The sequence below is a fragment of the Pseudomonas sp. GM102 genome, from assembly GCF_000282555.1.
GTDB lineage: Bacteria > Pseudomonadota > Gammaproteobacteria > Pseudomonadales > Pseudomonadaceae > Aquipseudomonas.
Genome location: NZ_AKJB01000110.1, coordinates 26,193 through 46,744 on the forward strand (window position 1 = coordinate 26,193; position 20,552 = coordinate 46,744).

16 protein-coding genes are annotated in these 20,552 nt (G+C 60.0%); 11 read left to right on the forward strand and 5 right to left on the reverse strand.

The features are described from left to right. Positions 1–49: 49 nt before the first annotated feature. The 4 genes from PMI18_RS05495 to PMI18_RS05480 all read right to left on the reverse strand — a co-directional run bounded on the left by PMI18_RS05495 (position 50) and on the right by PMI18_RS05480 (position 5,542). Entirely contained in the window at positions 50–2,896 is a 2,847-nt protein-coding gene (locus tag PMI18_RS05495; RefSeq protein ID WP_007905517.1) for a valine--tRNA ligase, read from the reverse strand. A gap of 268 nt (positions 2,897–3,164) precedes the next feature. Beyond that, a complete protein-coding gene (locus PMI18_RS05490; RefSeq protein ID WP_007905518.1) occupies positions 3,165–3,554 on the reverse strand; it encodes a hypothetical protein in 390 nt (129 codons plus the stop codon). A gap of 8 nt (positions 3,555–3,562) precedes the next feature. Next, on the reverse strand, positions 3,563–3,991 hold the full coding sequence (locus tag PMI18_RS05485) for a DNA polymerase III subunit chi (protein ID WP_007905519.1): 429 nt from the start codon (positions 3,989–3,991) through the stop codon (positions 3,563–3,565). Positions 3,992–4,051: 60 nt separating this feature from the next. After that, entirely contained in the window at positions 4,052–5,542 is a 1,491-nt protein-coding gene (locus PMI18_RS05480) for a leucyl aminopeptidase (protein ID WP_007905521.1), read from the reverse strand. Positions 5,543–5,838: 296 nt separating this feature from the next. Between PMI18_RS05480 and lptF the strand changes: the two genes are divergently transcribed. From lptF to pdxJ, 8 genes are all read left to right on the forward strand, one after another. Beyond that, the gene (gene lptF / locus PMI18_RS05475) at positions 5,839–6,957 is read left to right on the forward strand and encodes an LPS export ABC transporter permease LptF (protein ID WP_007905522.1); all 1,119 of its coding nucleotides are present in this window, start codon (positions 5,839–5,841) and stop codon (positions 6,955–6,957) included. Beyond that, positions 6,950–8,011: an LPS export ABC transporter permease LptG gene (gene lptG / locus PMI18_RS05470; protein WP_007905523.1), complete on the forward strand. Its 1,062-nt coding sequence runs from the start codon at positions 6,950–6,952 to the stop codon at positions 8,009–8,011. The genes lptF and lptG overlap by 8 nt, the downstream gene beginning before the upstream one ends. A 171-nt stretch (positions 8,012–8,182) precedes the next feature. Beyond that, a complete protein-coding gene (gene lepA / locus PMI18_RS05465) occupies positions 8,183–9,982 on the forward strand; it encodes a translation elongation factor 4 (RefSeq protein ID WP_007905525.1) in 1,800 nt (599 codons plus the stop codon). 5 nt (positions 9,983–9,987) lie between these two features. Next, positions 9,988–10,842, forward strand: a complete 855-nt coding sequence (gene lepB, locus PMI18_RS05460) for a signal peptidase I (protein WP_007905526.1) — start codon at positions 9,988–9,990, stop codon at positions 10,840–10,842. Positions 10,843–11,026: 184 nt separating this feature from the next. Next, positions 11,027–11,716, forward strand: a complete 690-nt coding sequence (rnc, locus tag PMI18_RS05455; protein ID WP_007905528.1) for a ribonuclease III — start codon at positions 11,027–11,029, stop codon at positions 11,714–11,716. After that, positions 11,709–12,611 (forward strand): GTPase Era, encoded by a 903-nt coding sequence (gene era / locus PMI18_RS05450; RefSeq protein ID WP_007905529.1) that lies wholly within the window; start codon positions 11,709–11,711, stop codon positions 12,609–12,611. Before rnc ends, era begins: the two co-directional genes overlap by 8 nt. 172 nt (positions 12,612–12,783) lie before the next feature. Beyond that, complete coding sequence (gene recO, locus PMI18_RS05445; RefSeq protein ID WP_007905530.1) at positions 12,784–13,473, forward strand: DNA repair protein RecO; 690 nt, start codon at positions 12,784–12,786, stop codon at positions 13,471–13,473. Positions 13,474–13,523: 50 nt separating this feature from the next. Beyond that, positions 13,524–14,270 carry a pyridoxine 5'-phosphate synthase gene (gene pdxJ, locus PMI18_RS05440; RefSeq protein ID WP_007905532.1) on the forward strand — a complete coding sequence of 249 codons (747 nt, stop codon included), beginning with the start codon at positions 13,524–13,526 and terminating at the stop codon, positions 14,268–14,270. A 127-nt stretch (positions 14,271–14,397) separates the two neighbouring features. On the opposite strand, the gene mltF is transcribed toward pdxJ, so the two are convergent. Further along, positions 14,398–15,858, reverse strand: coding sequence for a membrane-bound lytic murein transglycosylase MltF (gene mltF / locus PMI18_RS05435; RefSeq protein WP_033036832.1), 1,461 nt, complete (start codon positions 15,856–15,858; stop codon positions 14,398–14,400). Positions 15,859–16,132: 274 nt separating this feature from the next. Here mltF and purL point away from each other — a divergent pair, with 274 nt between their 5' ends. The 3 genes from purL to PMI18_RS31635 all read left to right on the forward strand — a co-directional run. Then, complete coding sequence (purL, locus tag PMI18_RS05430; protein ID WP_007905536.1) at positions 16,133–20,029, forward strand: phosphoribosylformylglycinamidine synthase; 3,897 nt, start codon at positions 16,133–16,135, stop codon at positions 20,027–20,029. Positions 20,030–20,048: 19 nt separating this feature from the next. Further along, positions 20,049–20,360, forward strand: a complete 312-nt coding sequence (locus tag PMI18_RS05425) for a Nif3-like dinuclear metal center hexameric protein (protein WP_007905538.1) — start codon at positions 20,049–20,051, stop codon at positions 20,358–20,360. Further along, on the forward strand, positions 20,339–20,552 hold a 214-nt coding region (locus tag PMI18_RS31635; RefSeq protein WP_238542621.1), incomplete at its 3' end, for a hypothetical protein. The genes PMI18_RS05425 and PMI18_RS31635, both read left to right, overlap by 22 nt.

Sequence of the window (20,552 nt, forward strand, 5' to 3'; positions counted from 1 at the left end):
TAAAAAAGGGAGGCCGTTGCGGGCCTCCCTTTTTCATTGCGATTTGCCGTTACAGGCTGGCAATCCGCGCATGCTGCTCGGCCAGCTTGCCCAAAGCCTGTTCAGCTTCAGCCAGTTTGGCGCGTTCCTTCTCGATGACGTCGCTAGGGGCCTTGTCAACGAAACCGGCGTTGGACAGCTTGCCGCCGACGCGCTGAACTTCACCCTGCAGACGCAGGATTTCCTTGTCCAGGCGTGCCAGTTCGGCATCCTTGTCGATCAGGCCAGCCATTGGCACCAGCACTTCCATCTCGCCGACCAGAGCAGTGGCGGACAGCGGTGCTTCTTCTCCGGCCTTCAGAACGGTGATCGATTCCAGACGGGCCAGCTTCTTCAGCAGCGCTTCGTTCTCGGTGAGGCGGCGCTGATCTTCGGCACTGACGTTTTTCAGGAACAGGTTCAGCGGCTTGCCTGGACCAATGTTCATTTCGCCACGGATGTTACGCGTGCCGAGCATCAGGCCCTTGAGCCATTCGATGTCGTCTTCGGCGTCCTGATCGATGCGTGCCTCAACGGCCACTGGCCAAGGTTGCAGCATGATCGTCTTGCCTTCGATACCGGCCAGCGGCGCGACGCGCTGCCAGATTTCCTCGGTGATGAACGGCATGAACGGGTGCGCCAGGCGCAACGCGACTTCCAGCACTCGAACCAGCGTGCGGCGGGTGCCGCGTTGACGTTCGACCGGTGCATTTTCGTCCCACAGCACAGGCTTGGACAGTTCCAGGTACCAGTCGCAATACTGGTTCCAGATGAATTCGTACAAGGCTTGTGCGGCCAGGTCGAAGCGGAACTGATCAAGCTGACGAGTGACTTCGGCTTCAGTGCGTTGCAGCTGCGAAATGATCCAGCGATCCGCCAGCGACAGCTCGTAAGCTTCGCCGTTCTGACCGCAGTCTTCGCCCTTGTCCAGCACGTAGCGCGCAGCGTTCCAGATCTTGTTGCAGAAGTTGCGATAGCCTTCGACGCGGCCCATGTCGAACTTGATGTCGCGACCGGTCGATGCCAGCGAGCAGAACGTGAAGCGCAGGGCGTCGGTGCCGTAGCTGGCGATGCCGTCGGCGAACTCGTCGCGGGTCTGCTTCTCGATCTTCTTCGCCAGTTTCGGCTGCATCATGCCGGAAGTGCGTTTCTGCACCAGCTCTTCCAGCTCGATGCCGTCGATGATGTCCAGCGGGTCCAGGACGTTGCCCTTGGACTTGGACATCTTCTGGCCCTGGCCATCACGCACCAGACCGTGCACGTAAACAGTCTTGAACGGAACCTGCGGCGTGCCGTCTTCGTTTTTCACCAAGTGCATGGTGAGCATGATCATCCGGGCAACCCAGAAGAAAATGATGTCGAAACCGGTCACCAACACGTCGGTGGAGTGGAATTTTTTCAGGAATTCGGTCTGCTCCGGCCAGCCGAGCGTGGAGAAAGTCCACAGGCCCGAGCTGAACCAGGTATCCAGAACGTCATTGTCCTGTTGCAGCGCAACGTCCGGGCCCAAGTTGTGCTTGGCCCGTACTTCGGCTTCGTCGCGACCGACATAGACCTTGCCCGACTCGTCGTACCAGGCCGGAATCCGGTGGCCCCACCACAGCTGACGGCTGATGCACCAATCCTGGATGTCACGCATCCATGAGAAGTACATGTTTTCGTATTGTTTTGGTACGAACTGAATGCGGCCGTCTTCAACCGCAGCGATGGCCGGCTCGGCCAATGGCTTGGTGGAAACGTACCACTGGTCGGTCAGCCACGGCTCGATGACGGTGCCGGAGCGGTCGCCTTTCGGCACTTTCAGGGCGTGATCGTCGACGCTGACCAGCAGGCCGGCGGCTTCGAATGCCGCAACGATTTCCTTGCGGGCCTGGAAGCGGTTGAGGCCGACGTATTCGGCGGGCAGCGTGCCGTCGATTTGCTCGTTGACGCTGCCGTCGAGGTTGAACACCTGGGCTGCCGGCAGCACGTCAGCATTCTTGTCGAAGATGTTCAGCAGCGGCAGGTTGTGGCGCTTGCCGACTTCGTAGTCGTTGAAGTCGTGGGCCGGGGTGATTTTCACGCAGCCGGTGCCAAATTCAGGGTCGCAGTAATCGTCGGCGATGATCGGGATGCGGCGGCCGACCAGCGGCAACTCGACAAATTTGCCGATCAGGGCTTTGTAGCGTTCATCGTTCGGGTTAACGGCCACGGCGGCGTCGCCGAGCATGGTTTCCGGACGCGTGGTCGCGACGATCAGGTAACCGTTACCTTCAGCGGTTTTGGCGCCGTCGGCCAGCGGGTACTTCAGGTTCCACAGGAAACCTTTCTCGTCGTGGTTTTCCACTTCGAGGTCGGAAATCGCCGTGTGCAGTTTGGTGTCCCAGTTGACCAGACGCTTGCCGCGATAGATCAGGCCGTCTTCGTGCAGGCGCACGAACGCTTCCTTAACCGCTTCCGAGAGGCCGTCGTCCATGGTGAAGCGCTCACGGCTCCAGTCCACGGACGAGCCGAGGCGACGGATCTGACGGCTGATGTTGCCGCCGGACTGATCCTTCCATTCCCAGACTTTCTCGAGGAATTTTTCGCGGCCCAGATCGTGGCGATTCTGGCCTTGGGCTTCGAGTTGGCGCTCCACCAGCATTTGCGTGGCGATACCGGCGTGGTCGGTGCCCGGCTGCCACAGGGTGTTGCGACCCTGCATGCGGCGGAAACGGATCAGGGCGTCCATGATCGCGTTGTTGAAGCCGTGACCCATGTGCAGGCTGCCGGTGACGTTCGGCGGCGGGATCATGATGGTGTAGGACTCGCCCGCGCCTTGCGGGGCGAAGTAATTCTCAGACTCCCAGGTGTTGTACCAGGAAGTTTCAATGGCGTGCGGCTGGTAGGTCTTATCCATGCGCGGCGGGACCCTATTGGCATTTATTCAGGAAAAGCCGGCAAGTATAGCGGGGCGTGGGGCGTAGGGCGAGCGAGTGCAGACCGGGCGCAGATCAAATGTGGGGGAAGAGCTTTTGTGGCGAGGGAGCTTGCTCCCGCTGGGGCGCGAAGCGGCCCCAATATCTGCAAGTCGGGTATATCAGGTACAACCCATGCTCAGGTTTACGACTGCTTCGCAGCCGAGCGGGAGCAAGCTCCCTCGCCACAGAAGCCCGCTCGGCTCAGGGTTACTCGTACTGGCTTAACAACCGTTCCATCCGCGCATCAAGACGGCGTTTGATTTCGGTTTCGATGTGCGGGGCGAAGTCGTCGATCACGTCTTGCATGATCAATAGCGCGGCGGCGCGCAGTTCGCTGTCCAGGTGCAGCAGGGCGTCAGGGCCTTTGCTCGCGGCAGGCGACGGTTGCGCGGCTGGGGCGGGCGGTGGTGTCGTTTCGACCGGTTGCGGCGCATTGCCGACGGTGTCGAACAGCATGGGGATCTGTTCCTGATCACCTTCGATGACCGTGTCGGTCAGCAAGGGCGGTTGCAGGTTGTCATCGCCGAGCAGTTGGCGGATCGACTCGAGGTCATCCAGCAGATGCGCGGAATTTTTCTGCGGTTTTGGAGTGTCCATCGGAATGCTCAGAGTCGCTGTAAACGGTGATCTTGCAGAGAATAGCCCTGTTCGCGGTAGAAACGGAAACTCTCCCGCGCAGCTGTACGAATCGTCGGATCTTCCACCACCACTTCCGCCACGCGGGCGAACTGTTTGGCAAATACCGGGACTTTCAGGTCAAGATTGACCAGCAGATCCTGATGCTGACCGCAGTCATCGCCAAGACCCAGGACAATCAAACCCTCCGGCTCGCTTTCGGCGGGGCCGTGGGGCACGAAGCTTTCGCCCTTGAAGGCCCACAAACGCGCATCGAGGTCATCACGCTGGGCGGCATCGCTGCAGTGCAGGTAAATGCGATGGCCCATGCGCCAGGCTTTTTCGGTGAGCTTGCAGGCGAAATCCAGCCGTGCCGAAGGATCGGCGCTGGGCAGGATATAGAAGTCGACTTTGGTCATTGCGGTTCCTGAGCCCTGAGCGGCGTCACCGGAAAGTGACGTCACTCAGGTTCATTGGTTTCAGGCTTTGGCGCGGTCCAGCAGGTATTGGGTCAGCAGGGGAACCGGACGGCCAGTGGCGCCCTTGTCCTTGCCGCCGCTGGTCCAGGCCGTGCCGGCGATGTCCAGGTGCGCCCAGTTCAGGTTCTTGGTGAAGCGCGACAAGAAGCAGGCGGCGGTGATGGTGCCGGCTTTCGGGCCACCAATGTTGGCGATGTCGGCGAACGGGCTGTCCAGCTGCTCTTGATACTCATCGAACAGCGGCAGTTGCCAGGCGCGGTCGTCGGCGGATTGGCCGGCGCTCAGCAGTTGGCCGATCAGCTCGTCGTTGTTGCCCAGCAGGCCCGAGGTGTGGGAGCCCAGCGCAACGACGCAAGCGCCGGTCAGGGTGGCGATGTCGATTACCGCTTGCGGCTTGAAGCGTTCGGAGTAGGTCAGGGCATCGCACAGCACCAGACGGCCTTCGGCGTCGGTGTTGAGGATTTCCACGGTCAGGCCGCTCATGGTGGTGACGATGTCGCCCGGACGCGAAGCGTTGCCACTCGGCATGTTCTCGGCGCAGGCCAGGATGCACACCAGGTTGATCGGCAGTTTCAGCTCAAGCACGGCACGCAAGGTACCGAACACGCTGGCGGCGCCGCCCATGTCGTACTTCATTTCATCCATGCCGGCGCCCGGCTTGAGGCTGATGCCGCCGGTGTCGAAGGTGATGCCTTTGCCGACCAGTGCGTACGGCTTCTCGGATTTCTTGCCGCCGTTGTATTGCATGACGATCAGGCGCGGCGGCTGGGCGCTGCCCTGGCCAACGGCGTAGAACGAGCCCATGCCCAGGTCCTTGATCTTCTTCTCATCGAGGACTTCGACTTTCAGGCTCTTGAATTCTTTGCCCAGGTTCTTGGCTTGCTCGCCCAGGAACGTTGGGTGGCAGATGTTTGGCGGCAGGTTGCCCAGGTTACGGGTGAAGGCCATGCCATTGGCGATCGCGGTGGCATGGGCCACGGCGCGTTCGACTTCAGCCTGTGCGGCCTTGATGGTCACCAGGGTGATTTTCTTCAGGGCGAGCGGGTCGGCTTTCTGGCTCTTGAACTGATCAAAGGTGTATTCGCCATCTATCAGGGTTTCTGCCAGCAGGCGGGTCTTGCCATAGCTGTCACGGCCTTTGACCACGACTTCGTCCAGGGCCAGCACTGCATCGCTGCCGCCCAGGCCTTTAAGGGTGTTGAGGATGCCAGCGATGATTTTGCGGAACGGGCGATCGCCCAGCTCTTCATCCTTGCCCACGCCCACCAGCAGCACGCGCTCGGCCTTGAGGTTGGGCAGGCTGTGCAGCAACAGGCTCTGGCCGACTTTGCCGGCCAGGTCGCCGCGCTTGAGCACGGCACTGATGGTGCCACCGCTCAGCTCGTCGAGTTGTTTGGCAACGGCGCCGAGTTTGCGGCCTTCGCCGACGGCGACCACCAGCGTGGCGGTCTTCAACGTTTCCGGGCTAACGCTTTTTACAACCAGTTCCATGTCTGGGTCCCTGAATTAATGGTCAAAGTGCGCGACGCGCAGAGGCTTGCTTATAAGTAGAAAGGCGCAGGTAGCAGTGCCAGCGACAAAGGCCGCAGTTTGAACCTCGCTACCGGCGCCTGACAACCCTCGGTGGTGCGAACTTCAGCGGTTCAGGTGTCTGCTTGAGCATGCGCAGTGACAGGCGCACCCAATCACAGGATAATGCGCCATCTTTTTCGGCGGCTCTGCCCTGCGGGCCGACCGATACGTTTGTTTGTTTGGCCGCTTAGCCTGACAACCCTGGAGTGTCTGGTTTGATTGTCTTCCGTTATCTATCCCGCGAAGTCCTGTTGACCTTGAGCGCCGTCAGCGCCGTGCTGCTGGTCATCATCATGAGCGGACGCTTCATCAAATACCTCGCCCAGGCAGCTTCTGGCCTTCTGGACCCGGGTTCACTGTTCCTGATCATGGGTTTCCGTCTGCCGGGTTTCCTGCAGTTGATCCTGCCTTTGGGGCTGTTTCTCGGGATTTTGCTGGCCTACGGTCGTCTGTACCTCGACAGCGAAATGACCGTGCTGTCCGCCACCGGCATGAGCCAGCAGCGACTGTTTCGCATCACCCTGTTTCCGGCCACGCTGGTTGCGCTGGTAGTCGCATGGCTGAGCCTGAGCCTGGCGCCACAGGGTGCCAACCAGTTCCAGTTGCTGCTGAACAAACAGGACGCACTGACTGAATTCGATACCCTTGAGCCAGGCCGCTTTCAGGCCTTGCGCGACGGTACTCGGGTGACCTACACCGAACAACTGTCGGATGACCGCATCAATCTGGGCGGCGTGTTCATTTCGCAGAAAAATATAAACTCCGACAAAAAGGATCGCGGGATTTCCGTACTGGTGGCCGAGAAGGGGCGCCAGGAAATTCGCCCCGACGGTAACCGCTACCTGATTCTCGACAACGGCTACCGCTACGACGGCAATCCGGGTCAGGCCGATTACCGTGCCATCAAATACGACGAGTATGGCGTATTGTTGCCCAAGCCGGACGTCAGTGACGAAGTCACCGACCGTGACGCGATGACCACCCGCTCCCTGCTGGGCAGCGATGACATCCGCTCGCGTACCGAACTGCAATGGCGTCTGTCTCTGCCGCTGCTGGTCTTCATCGTGACCCTGATGGCGGTGCCGCTGTCGCGGGTCAATCCGCGGCAGGGCCGTTTCCTCAAGCTGCTGCCGGCGATTCTTCTTTATATGGCTTACCTGACCATCCTGATTGCCGCTCGCGGCGCGCTCGAAAAGGGCAAGATCCCGTCGGCATTGGGCTTGTGGTGGGTGCATGCGATCTTCCTGTCCATCGGTTTGGGCTTGCTGTACTGGGAGCCGTTGCGCTTGAAGATGGCGAGTCGCCGCAGTGCGCTGGAGGTGGCCCGTGGATAAGCTCGATCGTTACATCGGTAGCAGCGTGTTTGTCGCGATCCTGGCAGTGCTGGGGATCATCCTCGGCCTGGCCACGCTGTTTGCCTTCATCGATGAAATGAGTGAAGTCAGCGATACCTATACGCTGATGGATGTCTTGAGCTATGTGTTGCTGACCGCGCCGCGCCGTCTTTACGACATGCTACCGATGGCGGCGCTGATCGGTTGCCTGATCGGTCTCGGCAGTCTGGCCAGTCACAGCGAACTGACCATCATGCGCGCCGCGGGTGTGTCGCTCGGGCGGATCGTCTGGGCTGTCATGAAGCCGATGCTGCTGTTGATGGCGGTGGGGCTGGTGATTGGCGAGTACGTCGCGCCGGCCACGGAAGTTACCGCTCAGGCCAACCGCTCGCTGGCCCAGGGCAGTGGCGACGCGCAAAGCGCCAAGCATGGTCTGTGGCACCGGCAGGGTGACGAGTTCATTCACGTCAACTCTGTGCAACCCAATGGCCTGCTGTACGGCGTGACCCGTTATCGCTTCGACGATCAGCGCCACATGTTGTCTTCGAGCTTCGCCAAACGCGCGGAATTCGATACGGATCACTGGCAACTGAGCGACGTCACGACCACGTTGTTCCATGACAAAAGCACCGAAGTGGTGACGACTCCGGTGGAGCGCTGGGAAGTAGCCTTGAGCCCACAACTGCTGAGCACCGTGGTGATGGCGCCTGAATCACTGTCGATCACCGGTCTGTGGAGTTACATCCACTACCTGGCTGATCAGGGCCTGAGCAACGGTCGTTACTGGCTGGCGTTTTGGGTCAAGGTGTTGCAGCCGCTGGTGACCGCTGCATTGGTGCTGATGGCGATTTCCTTCATCTTCGGTCCGCTGCGTTCGGTGACCCTCGGTCAGCGGGTCTTTACCGGTGTGCTGGTGGGCTTCACCTTCCGCATCGTCCAGGATTTGCTAGGCCCTTCGAGCTTGGTATTCGGTTTCTCGCCGCTGTTTGCGGTGCTGGTACCGGCCGGTGTCTGTGCCCTGGCCGGGGTCTGGTTGTTGCGCCGGGCCGGTTGATCGCGGGTTTTTCCCGATGTGGCTTGTCACTCAAAACGCCCCTGTCGCAAGACCGGGGCGTTTTTGTATGCGCCGTCTGACCTGCAAACGTGACGCTTGCGCCGTGGATCAGGTACAATTCCCGGCTATTTTTCGGCGGGCTATGCCTGCAGCCTTTTTGAGTGTTGATCCGTGAGTGATTTGAGTCATATCCGCAATTTCTCCATCATCGCCCACATTGACCATGGCAAGTCGACGCTGGCCGATCGCTTCATCCAGATGTGCGGCGGCCTTGCCGAGCGCGAAATGGAAGCCCAGGTGCTGGACTCCATGGACCTGGAGCGTGAACGCGGGATCACCATCAAGGCCCACAGCGTCACCCTTTATTACACCGCCCGCGATGGTATCAAGTACCAGCTGAACTTCATTGACACCCCCGGCCACGTCGACTTCACCTACGAAGTCAGCCGGTCGCTGGCGGCCTGTGAAGGTGCGTTGCTGGTGGTCGATGCCGGTCAGGGCGTTGAAGCGCAGTCGGTTGCCAACTGCTACACGGCGATCGAGCAGGGCCTGGAAGTCATGCCAGTCCTGAACAAGATCGACCTGCCTCAGGCTGATCCGGACCGGGTCAAAGAAGAAATCGAAAAAATCATCGGCATCGATGCCACCGATGCGGTCGAGTGCAGCGCCAAGACTGGCCTGGGCGTCGACGAAGTGCTCGAACGCCTGGTTCACACCATTCCCGCGCCGACCGGCAACTACGAAGATCCGCTGCAAGCGTTGATCATCGACTCCTGGTTCGACAACTACCTGGGCGTTGTTTCCCTGGTACGCGTGCGTCACGGTCGTGTGAAGAAGGGCGACAAGATCCTCGTCAAGTCCACCGGCAAGATCCACCTGGTGGACAGCGTCGGTGTGTTCAATCCGAAACACACCCCTACCGTCGACCTGAAGGCCGGTGAAGTGGGCTTCATCATCGCCAGCATCAAGGACATTCACGGTGCGCCAGTGGGCGATACCCTGACCTTGAGCTCGACGCCGGACGTCGATGTGCTGCCAGGCTTCAAACGCATTCAGCCGCAGGTGTACGCCGGTTTGTTCCCGGTCAGCTCCGACGACTTCGAAGATTTCCGCGAGGCGCTGCAAAAGCTCACCCTCAACGATTCGTCGCTGCAATACACACCGGAAAGCTCAGACGCACTGGGTTTCGGCTTCCGTTGCGGCTTCCTCGGCATGCTGCACATGGAAATCATCCAGGAGCGCCTGGAGCGCGAATACAACCTGGACCTGATCACCACGGCGCCGACGGTAATCTTCGAGCTGCTGCTGAAAACCGGTGAAACGATTTACGTCGATAACCCGTCGAAGCTCCCGGACCTGTCGTCGATCGAAGACATGCGTGAGCCGATCGTGCGGGCCAATATCCTTGTGCCGCAAGAACACCTGGGTAACGTCATTACCCTGTGTATCGAAAAACGTGGCGTGCAGCACGACATGCTGTTCCTCGGTACCCAGGTACAAGTGACCTACGATTTGCCGATGAACGAAGTGGTCCTCGACTTCTTTGACCGTCTGAAATCCACCAGCCGTGGCTATGCTTCGCTGGATTACCATTTCGATCGTTACCAATCGGCTAGTCTGGTGAAACTGGATGTGCTGATCAACGGCGACAAGGTCGACGCTCTGGCGTTGATCGTGCACCGTGACAATGCGCACTACAAAGGTCGCCAGTTGACCGAGAAGATGAAGGAACTGATTCCGCGGCAGATGTTCGACGTGGCAATCCAGGCCGCCATTGGCGGGCAGATTGTGGCGCGGACAACCGTCAAGGCGCTCAGAAAGAACGTATTGGCCAAATGCTACGGTGGTGACGTCAGCCGTAAGAAAAAGCTGCTGGAAAAGCAAAAGGCCGGTAAGAAACGCATGAAGCAGGTCGGTAACGTGGAAATTCCACAAGAAGCCTTCCTTGCAGTGCTCAGGTTGGATAGTTAGGTCCTATGTCACTAAATTTCCCGCTGTTGCTGGTCATCGCCGTGTTCGTCTGCGGCCTGTTGGCGTTGCTCGATCTGCTGTTCCTGGCGCCACGGCGCCGGGCTGCCATTAACTCCTATCAAGGAAGCGTCAGCCAGGCTGACATGGTGGTGGTCGAGAAACTGAACAAAGAGCCGCTACTGGTCGAATACGGCAAGTCGTTCTTCCCGGTGTTGTTCATCGTGCTGGTGCTGCGTTCGTTCCTGGTGGAACCGTTCCAGATTCCTTCCGGCTCGATGAAACCGACCCTGGACGTCGGCGACTTCATTCTGGTGAATAAATTTTCTTACGGGATCCGCCTGCCGGTGATCGACAAGAAAGTCATCGAAGTCGGTGATCCGCAGCGCGGCGATGTGATGGTGTTCCGCTACCCAAGCGACCCGAACGTCAATTACATCAAGCGTGTGGTGGGCCTGCCGGGTGACCAGATTCGCTACACCGCGGACAAGCGTCTGTTCGTCAACGGTGAGTCGATCGCCGAACAACTGGTCGGCTCCGAGCCGGGCACGTTGGGCAGCGCCGAGCTCTACAAGGAAAAACTCGGCATCGCCGAGCACCTTATCCGCAAGGAAATGAGCCGCTACCGCGCAACGCCGGATCGTTCGTGGACCGTGCCTGCCGGGCACTACTTCATGATGGGCGACAACCGCGACAACTCGAACGACAGTCGCTACTGGGATGATCCGAGTATTCCCAAGAATCTGCTGGGCATGGTTCCCGACAAGAATATCGTCGGCAAGGCCTTCGCAGTCTGGATGAGCTGGCCGGAACCCAAACTCAGTCACCTGCCGAATTTCTCGCGGGTTGGCCTGATCAAGTAATCACACACGGCGCTGTTGAACACAGCGCCGAATGCATTTCTGGAGTCGGCATAATCGGCACCGGACGCATGAAAACAACGATATTCAGGACGTTATTTTTGAACACAGCGTTAATTGTCCCAAGCCTGCGCCGCACCACGGCGATGGCGGTGGAATCCAGCCACGAACTCAGCGTGGGTAAACCGTGAGCGTCTCCTTAAGCCGTCTAGAGCGTCAGCTCGGCTACACCTTCAAAGACCAGGAACTGATGGTCCTGGCCCTGACTCACCGCAGCTTTGCCGGGCGCAACAACGAACGCCTGGAGTTCCTCGGTGATGCCATCCTCAACTTCGTCGCTGGCGAGGCGCTGTTCGATCGCTTCCCGCTGGCCCGCGAAGGCCAGTTGTCGCGTTTGCGCGCCCGCTTGGTGAAAGGTGAAACCCTGGCCGTACTGGCCCGTGGTTTCGACCTGGGCGAATACCTGCGCCTGGGCTCCGGCGAATTGAAAAGCGGTGGTTTCCGTCGCGAATCGATTCTGGCCGATGCCCTGGAAGCGCTGATTGGTGCGATCTACCTGGACGCCGGCATGGACATGGCGCGCGAGCGCGTGCTGGCCTGGCTGGCCGGAGAGTTCGAAGGCTTGACGCTGGTCGACACCAACAAAGATCCGAAAACCCGTCTGCAGGAATTCCTGCAGTCCCGTGGTTGTGAGCTGCCGCGTTATGAAGTGGTGGATATCCAGGGTGAGCCGCATTGCCGGACGTTCTTCGTCGAATGTGAAATCATCTTACTGAATGAAAAAAGCCGAGGTCAGGGTGTGAGTCGTCGTATTGCCGAACAGGTAGCGGCCGCCGCAGCACTGATTGCCCTGGGTGTGGAGAATGGCAATGACTGATTCAACCGCAACTCGCTGTGGCTATGTTGCCATCGTCGGCCGTCCCAACGTGGGCAAGTCCACGCTGCTGAACCACATTCTGGGTCAGAAGCTGGCGATCACCTCGCGCAAGCCGCAGACCACCCGTCACAACATGCTCGGCATCAAGACCGAAGGCGCCGTTCAGGCGATCTACGTCGACACCCCGGGCATGCACAAGGGCGGCGAAAAGGCCCTCAACCGCTACATGAACAAGACTGCTTCGGCGGCGTTGAAAGACGTCGACGTGGTGATCTTCGTGGTTGACCGCACCAAGTGGACCGACGAAGACCAGATGGTCCTCGAGCGCGTTCAATACGTGACCGGCCCGCTGATCGTGGCGCTGAACAAGACCGATCGTATCGAAGACAAATCCGAGCTGATGCCGCACCTGACCTGGTTACAGGAACAGCTGCCGAACGCGCAGATCATGCCGATCTCGGCCCAGCATGGGCATAACCTCGAAACGCTGGAGCGCGTGATTGCCGGTTATCTGCCGGAAAACGATCACTTCTTCCCGGAAGACCAGATTACCGACCGCAGCAGCCGCTTCCTCGCCGCTGAACTGGTGCGCGAGAAAATCATGCGCCAGATGGGCGCCGAGCTGCCGTACCAGATCACCGTGGAAATCGAAGAGTTCAAGCAGCAGGGCAAAACCCTGCACATCCATGCCTTGATCCTCGTCGAACGTGACGGCCAGAAGAAAATCATCATTGGCGATAAGGGCGAGCGCATCAAGCGCATCGGCACCGAGGCGCGCAAGGACATGGAGCTGCTGTTCGACTCCAAGATCATGCTCAACCTGTGGGTCAAGGTTAAGGGCGGCTGGTCCGATGACGAACGTGCGTTGCGTTCGCTGGGTTACGGCGATCTGTAAACCCGGTCTGCGCTGCACCGTAGAACCCTGTGGGAGCGGGCTTGCCCGCGATGAGGATGTAACATTCAGCAGAGATGTTGAATGTAAGTCCGCCATCGCGGGCAAGCCCGCTCCCACATTGGTTTTGGGTTGTTTGTAAAACTGCGCTCCTTCATTGAGAACTGCGATTTCCATGTCTCCAACCCAGCCCATTGCCCAGCCCGCCTACGTCCTCCACTCCCGCGCCTACCGCGAAAGCAGTGCGCTGGTGGATTTCCTTACGCCGCAAGGTCGGCTACGGGCGGTGTTGCGTAGCGCGCGGGGCAAGGCCGGGACGTTGGCGCGGCCTTTCGTGCCGCTGGAAGTCGAGTTCCGTGGCCGGGGCGAGTTGAAAAACGTCGGTCGCATGGAAAGCGCCGGTGTTTCCACCTGGCTCAACGGCGAGGCGCTGTTCAGCGGTCTCTACCTCAACGAATTGCTGATCCGTCTGCTGCCCGCCGAAGACCCCCATCCCGCAGTCTTCGATCACTACGCCGCGACCTTGCTCGCCCTGGCCGAAGGCCGTCCACTGGAACCTTTGCTGCGCTCCTTCGAATGGCGTTTGCTCGACGACCTCGGTTACGGTTTCGCCTTGAACACTGATATCCATGCCGACCCCATCGCGCCGGATGGCCTCTACCGCTTACAAGTGGATGCAGGCCTGGAACGGGTCTATCTGCTGCAACCGGGCCTGTTCAACGGCACTGAGTTGCTGGCCATGGCCGATGCCGACTGGTCCGCGCCTGGTGCGCTGTCCGCCGCCAAGCGCTTGATGCGCCAGGCACTGGCCGTTCATCTGGGTGGTCGTCCGCTGGTCAGTCGTGAGTTGTTTCGCAAGCCCTGATCACCCCGTATGCTGTGCACCGAACTTTCCCCTATTTCAGGAGCGCTTCCGTGAGCACCAGCAATCGCATTCTTCTTGGCGTGAACATCGACCACGTTGCCACCCTGCGTCAGGCCCGGGGTACTCGCTACCCGGATCCAGTCAAGGCAGCGCTGGACGCGGAAGAGGCGGGTGCTGACGGCATCACCGTGCACTTGCGCGAAGACCGCCGGCACATTCAGGAACGCGATGTGCTGCTGCTCAAGGACGTGCTGCAAACCCGCATGAACTTCGAAATGGGCGTCACCGAAGAAATGATGGTGTTCGCCGAACGCATCCGTCCGGCGCACATTTGCCTGGTCCCGGAAACCCGTCAGGAACTGACCACCGAAGGCGGTCTGGACGTGGCTGGGCAGGAGGCGCGGATCAAGGCTGCGGTGGATCGCCTGGCGAAGATCGGCTGTGAAGTATCGCTGTTCATCGACGCTGACGAGCGGCAGATCGAAGCGTCCCGTCGTGTCGGTGCACCGGCCATTGAATTGCACACCGGGCGTTATGCGGACGCCGAGACGCCGACCGAAGTAGCTGAAGAGCTCAAGCGCGTGGCTGATGGCGTGGCGTTTGGTCTGGCCCAGGGGTTGATCGTCAACGCCGGTCACGGTCTGCACTATCACAACGTCGAGGCTGTTGCGGCGATCAAGGGCATCAATGAACTGAACATCGGCCATGCGCTGGTGGCTCACGCGTTGTTCGTCGGGTTCAAGTCGGCGGTATCGGAGATGAAAGCGCTGATTCTGGCTGCTGCACTAAAAGGTTAGATCGGCGGCGCCGCCATCGCGGGCAAGCCTCGCTCCTACAGTTTCGTGTCGATCGCAATTGTGTGTTTGACACAAACCTGTAGGAGCGAGGCTTGCCCGCGAAGGCGTCTTTGGAGATGACAACGATTTAAAGCGGTGGGGTTTCCTGGCTCGGCTTGGTCTTGTCGACCCCTGGCACATGCAGGTTGCCTTCAGCGACCTGATTGCCTTCCAGCTGCGGCTGCGTGACCCACGTCAGGATGTCGTAGTAACGACGGATGTTCGCCACGAAATGCACCGGCTCGCCGCCCCGGGCGTAGCCGTAACGAGTCTTGCTGTACCACTGTTTCTGCGACAGACGCGGCAGGATTTTCTTCACGTCCAGCCACTTGTCCGGGTTCAACCCTGCCTTGGCCGTCAGTTTGCGCGCGTCATCCAGATGACCGCTTCCGACGTTGTAGGCTGCGAGCGCGAACCACGTACGATCCGGCTCCTGGATCGACTCATCCAGTTGCTCCTTCATATAGGCCAGGTACTTCGCGCCGCCCATGATGCTCTGTTTGGGGTCGAGGCGATTGGACACGCCCATGGCTTGCGCGGTGTTCTGGGTCAGCATCATCAAGCCGCGCACGCCGGTCTTGGACGTGACCGCCGCTTGCCACAGCGATTCCTGATAACCGACCGCGGCCAACAAGCGCCAGTCGACTTTCTCTTTCTTGGCGTACGTCTTGAAATGCTGTTCGTACTTGGGCAGCCGCTGCTGCAGATGCTGGGCAAAGGTGTAGGCGCCCATGTAACCGAGTACATCGACGTGCCCGTAATAGCGATCCTTGAGGCGTTGCAGGGTGCCGTTCTTCTTCACTTTGTCGAGGTAATCGTTGATCTCGTTGAGCAGGCTATTATCTTCGCCGGCGGCCACGGCCCAGCTCTGGTTGCTGGCGTCACCGAGATCGAAGGCGACCCGCACGTTGGGGAAATACACCTGGTTCATCGCGACTTCGTTGGAATCGACCAGGGTCAGATCGATCTGGGCTTCGTCGACCATGCGCAGCAAGTCGACGACTTCAACCGCGTCGGACTCTTCGTATTCAATGCCGGGATATTTCTTTTTCAGCTCTGCCAATTGCTCGGCGTGGGTGCTGCCCTTGAGCACCATGATCTTCTTGCCGACCAGATCGCCTGCATCGGTCGGCCGCGACTGGCCGTTGCGGTAGATGATCTGTGGGGTGACTTCGAGGTAGGAGTGGGAAAACCGCACCTGCTGTTTGCGTTGCTCGCTGCTGACCAGGCCGGCAGCAGCCAGCACCGGGCCATTGGGCTTGCCCACCTGATTGAACAGGTCGTCGAGGTTGTCGGCGGTTTCGATCTTGAGCTCGACCCCCAGATCGTCGGCGAAGCGCTTCACCAGCTCGTATTCGAAGCCGGTTTCACCGTTGCGATCCTGAAAGTAGGTGGCGGGACTGTTACGGGTAACCACCCGCAGCACGCCATCCTCCTTTACGCGCTCCAGCGTGTTGGGTTTATCAACACAGCCACCGAGCACCAGGAAGAGTCCGGTTGCGATCAGCCATTTGGCGTACCGCGGACGCAAAGCCGTTGGGGAAAACATCTGCGCAGTATACGCAAAGGACCACGAGCGCCATATCTCGACAGCGAAGGGCTTGTCTGCTAGAGAGTCTAAAACCCGCTTGGAGCCCGCAGGAATGGGCCCGAACAGCATTTTGTGACAGAAAAAATAACCCGCGGCGCGCGCCTGTTTCGGGCCCGAATACCCGGCCCGACGTTCGGGTGCAGCCGTGCGTACCGTTTCGGGTGCTGTCGCGGACGGTTTAGGCTAGAATGCACGGCCTCAAAGCACACCCCTTCCCGAGGCTGTCCCGAAGATGTTGATCCTGCGCGGCGCTCCTGCCCTTTCTGCCTTTCGCCACAGCAAACTCCTTGAGCTACTGAGCCAGAAGGTTCCGGCTGTCAGTGGCTTGTATGCTGAATTCGCTCACTTCGCCGAAGTTACCGGCGTCCTGACCGGCGACGAACAGCAGGTGCTCGCGCGCCTTCTGAAGTACGGCCCAAGCGTTCCAGTACAAGAGCCAACCGGTCGTCTGTTTCTGGTGTTGCCACGTTTCGGCACTATCTCGCCGTGGTCCAGTAAAGCCAGCGACATCGCTCGCAACTGCGGCCTGACCAAGATCCAGCGCCTGGAGCGCGGTATCGCGTTCTACGTCGCCGGCCAGTTCAGCGACGCCGAAGCGCAACTGATCGCAGGCGCGCTGCATGACCGCATGACCCAGATCGTATTGGACAACCTTGAACAAGCCGCCGGCCTGTTCAGCCACGCCGAGCCCAAGCCCCTGACCGCGATCGACGTGTTGGGTGGCGGCCGCGCCGCGCTGGAAAAAGCCAACACCGAGCTGGGCCTGGCCCTGGCCGAAGACGAGATCGACTATCTGGTCGCAGCCTTCGTCGGCTTGAAGCGCAACCCGCACGACATCGAACTGATGATGTTTGCCCAGGCGAACTCCGAGCACTGCCGTCACAAGATCTTCAACGCCAGTTGGGACATCGACGGTCAGAGCCAGGAAAAAAGCCTGTTCGGCATGATCAAGAACACCTACCAGATGCACAGCGAAGGTGTTCTGTCGGCTTATAAGGACAACGCCTCGGTAATCGTCGGCTCCGTTGCCGGCCGTTTCTTCCCGGACCCTGAAACCCGCCAGTACGGCGCGGTGCAGGAACCGGTGCACATCCTGATGAAAGTCGAAACTCACAACCACCCGACCGCGATTGCCCCGTTCCCGGGCGCATCCACCGGTAGCGGCGGCGAGATTCGCGACGAAGGTGCAACCGGTCGCGGCGCCAAGCCAAAGGCTGGCCTGACCGGTTTCACCGTGTCCAACCTGCAAATCCCGGGTTTCGAACAGCCATGGGAAGTGCCGTACGGCAAGCCTGAGCGCATCGTTACCGCGCTGGACATCATGATCGAAGGCCCGTTGGGCGGTGCCGCGTTCAACAACGAATTCGGTCGCCCGGCCCTGACCGGTTATTTCCGTACCTTCGAACAATCGATCACCACCCCGCGTGGCGACGAAGTTCGCGGTTACCACAAGCCGATCATGCTGGCTGGCGGCATGGGTAACATCCGTGCCGAACACGTACAGAAAGGCGAGATCACCGTTGGCTCTAAGCTGATCGTTCTTGGCGGCCCGGCAATGCTCATCGGCCTGGGCGGCGGTGCTGCCTCTTCCATGGCCACCGGCACCAGCTCGGCGGATCTGGACTTCGCATCCGTACAGCGCGAAAACCCGGAAATGGAACGTCGCTGCCAGGAAGTCATCGACCGTTGCTGGCAGTTGGGTGACAAAAACCCGATCAGCTTCATCCATGACGTCGGCGCGGGCGGTCTGTCCAACGCCTTCCCGGAACTGGTCAACGACGGCAACCGTGGCGGTCGCTTCGAACTGCGCAACATTCCGAACGACGAGCCGGGCATGGCCCCGCACGAAATCTGGAGTAACGAATCCCAGGAACGCTACGTTCTGGCAGTCGGCCCTGCGGACTTCGAACGCTTCCAGGCGATCTGCGAACGTGAGCGTTGCCCGTTTGCCGTGGTCGGCGAAGCCACTGCCGAACCGCAACTGACCGTGACCGACAGCCACTTCGGCAACAGCCCGGTGGACATGCCGCTCGAAGTGCTGCTGGGCAAAGCCCCGCGCATGCACCGTTCGGCCGTTCGCGAAAACGAGCTGGGCGATGATTTCGATCCGTCGACCCTCGAGATTGCCGACTGCGTCGAGCGCGTTCTGCATCACCCGGCCGTGGCCAGCAAAAGTTTCCTGATCACCATCGGCGACCGCACCATCACCGGCCTCGTGGCTCGTGATCAGATGGTCGGCCCGTGGCAGGTTCCGGTGGCCGACGTTGCCGTCACCGCTACCAGCTTCGACGTCTACACCGGTGAAGCCATGGCGATGGGCGAGCGTACTCCGTTGGCTCTGCTGGACGCTCCGGCGTCGGGCCGCATGGCCATCGGCGAAACCCTGACCAACATCGCGGCTTCGCGCATCGCCAAAATCTCCGACATCAAACTGTCGGCGAACTGGATGTCCGCCGCCGGTCACCCGGGTGAAGACGCGCGTCTGTACGACACCGTGAAAGCGGTCGGCATGGAATTGTGCCCGGACCTCGGCATTACCATTCCGGTAGGCAAGGACTCCATGTCCATGGCCACCCGCTGGAACGACGAAGGCGTCGACAAGACGGTGACTTCGCCGATGTCGCTGATCGTGACCGGTTTTGCCCCAGTCGCTGACATCCGTCAGACCATGACCCCGCAGCTGCGCATGGACAAGGGCACCACCGACCTGATCCTGATCGACCTCGGTCGCGGTCAGAACCGCATGGGCGCTTCGATCCTTGCTCAGGTTCACGGCAAACTCGGCAAGCAGGCCCCGGACGTCGATGACGCCGAAGACCTGAAAGCCTTCTTCGCCGTGATCCAGGGCCTCAACGCCGACGGTCACTTGCTGGCTTACCATGACCGTTCCGATGGCGGTTTGCTGACCAGCGTCGTGGAAATGGCCTTCGCCGGTCATTGCGGCCTGAGCCTGAACCTCGACGGTCTGGCAGAAACCTCCGCCGACATCGCCGCGATTCTGTTCAACGAAGAACTGGGTGCTGTGATCCAGGTTCGCCAGGACGCCACTCCGGACATCCTCGCGCAGTTCAGCGCAGCTGGCCTGGGTGACTGCGTGTCGGTGATCGGTCAGCCGATGAACAACGGCGAGATCAGCATCACTTTCAACGGCGACACCGTGTTCGAAGGTCAGCGTCGTCTGCTGCAACGTCAGTGGGCCGAGACCAGCTACCAGATCCAGCGTCTGCGTGATAACGCCGACTGCGCCGAACAAGAGTTCGACGTGCTGCTGGAAGAAGACAATCCGGGCCTGAGCGTCAAGCTCAGCTACGACGTCAACCAGGACGTCGCTGCGCCTTACATCAAGAAAGGCATCCGCCCACAGGTTGCCGTGCTGCGTGAGCAGGGCGTCAACGGTCAGGTGGAAATGGCGGCCGCGTTCGACCGCGCCGGTTTCAACGCGATCGACGTGCACATGAGCGACATTCTGGCCGGCCGTGTCGACCTGAACGAGTTCAAAGGTCTGGTGGCTTGCGGCGGTTTCTCCTACGGCGACGTACTCGGTGCCGGCGAAGGCTGGGCCAAGTCCGCGTTGTTCAACAGCCGCGCTCGCGATGCCTTCCAGGGCTTCTTCGAACGTAACGACAGCTTTACCCTCGGCGTGTGCAACGGTTGCCAGATGATGTCCAACCTGCACGAGCTGATCCCGGGCAGCGAATTCTGGCCGCACTTCGTGCGTAACCGTTCCGAGCAGTTCGAAGCTCGCGTTGCCATGGTTCAGATCCAGGAGTCGAACTCGATCTTCCTGCAAGGCATGGCCGGTTCGCGCATGCCGATCGCCATCGCACACGGTGAAGGCCATGCCGAATTCGCCAGCGAAGAAGCGTTGCTGGAAGCCGATCTGTCGGGTTGCGTGGCGATGCGTTTCGTCGACAACCATGGCAAGGTCACTGAAAACTACCCGGCCAACCCGAACGGCTCGCCGCGCGGGATCACTGGTTTGACCAGCCGCGACGGTCGCGTGACCATCATGATGCCGCACCCGGAGCGGGTGTTCCGCGCCGTGCAGAACTCGTGGCGTTCGGAAGACTGGAACGAAGACGCACCTTGGATGCGTATGTTCCGTAATGCTCGCGTGTGGGTGAACTAAGAGCGGGGAGCTGATTGCCGTGTACAAGCTCGGTTTTTTTGTTCCGGCCAGTCATGTCGAAGTGGTCAAAAGCGCTGTGTTCGCTGCCGGTGGTGGGCGGATCGGGGCTTATGATCACTGTGCGTGGCAGGTGTTTGGGTTGGGTCAGTTTCGGCCTTTGGATGGCAGTCAGCCGTTTATTGGTGAAGCGGGGCAGGTCGAGCAGGTTGAGGAATGGAAGGTTGAGCTTGTGGTCAGCGATGAGTTGATTCGGGCGGTGGTGGTGGCTCTGAAAGAGAGCCATCCCTATGAGACGCCGGCTTACGAGGTATGGCGGTTGGAGGATTTCTGATCTTCCTTGCCGCTGAAATGAGGAACCCGCTGAAAGTGATTTCAGCGGGTTTTTTGTTGGCTGCGATTTTGGGCGTGGCGGCCTTCGGGCCGACCATGCTTTGGTTGGGTTGTGTACATATCCGTTGCTGCGGTAACGGCGGCTTAGGGTTTCGCCCTTACGGCGAGGCACTTTTGGCAAACGCCCCAAAAG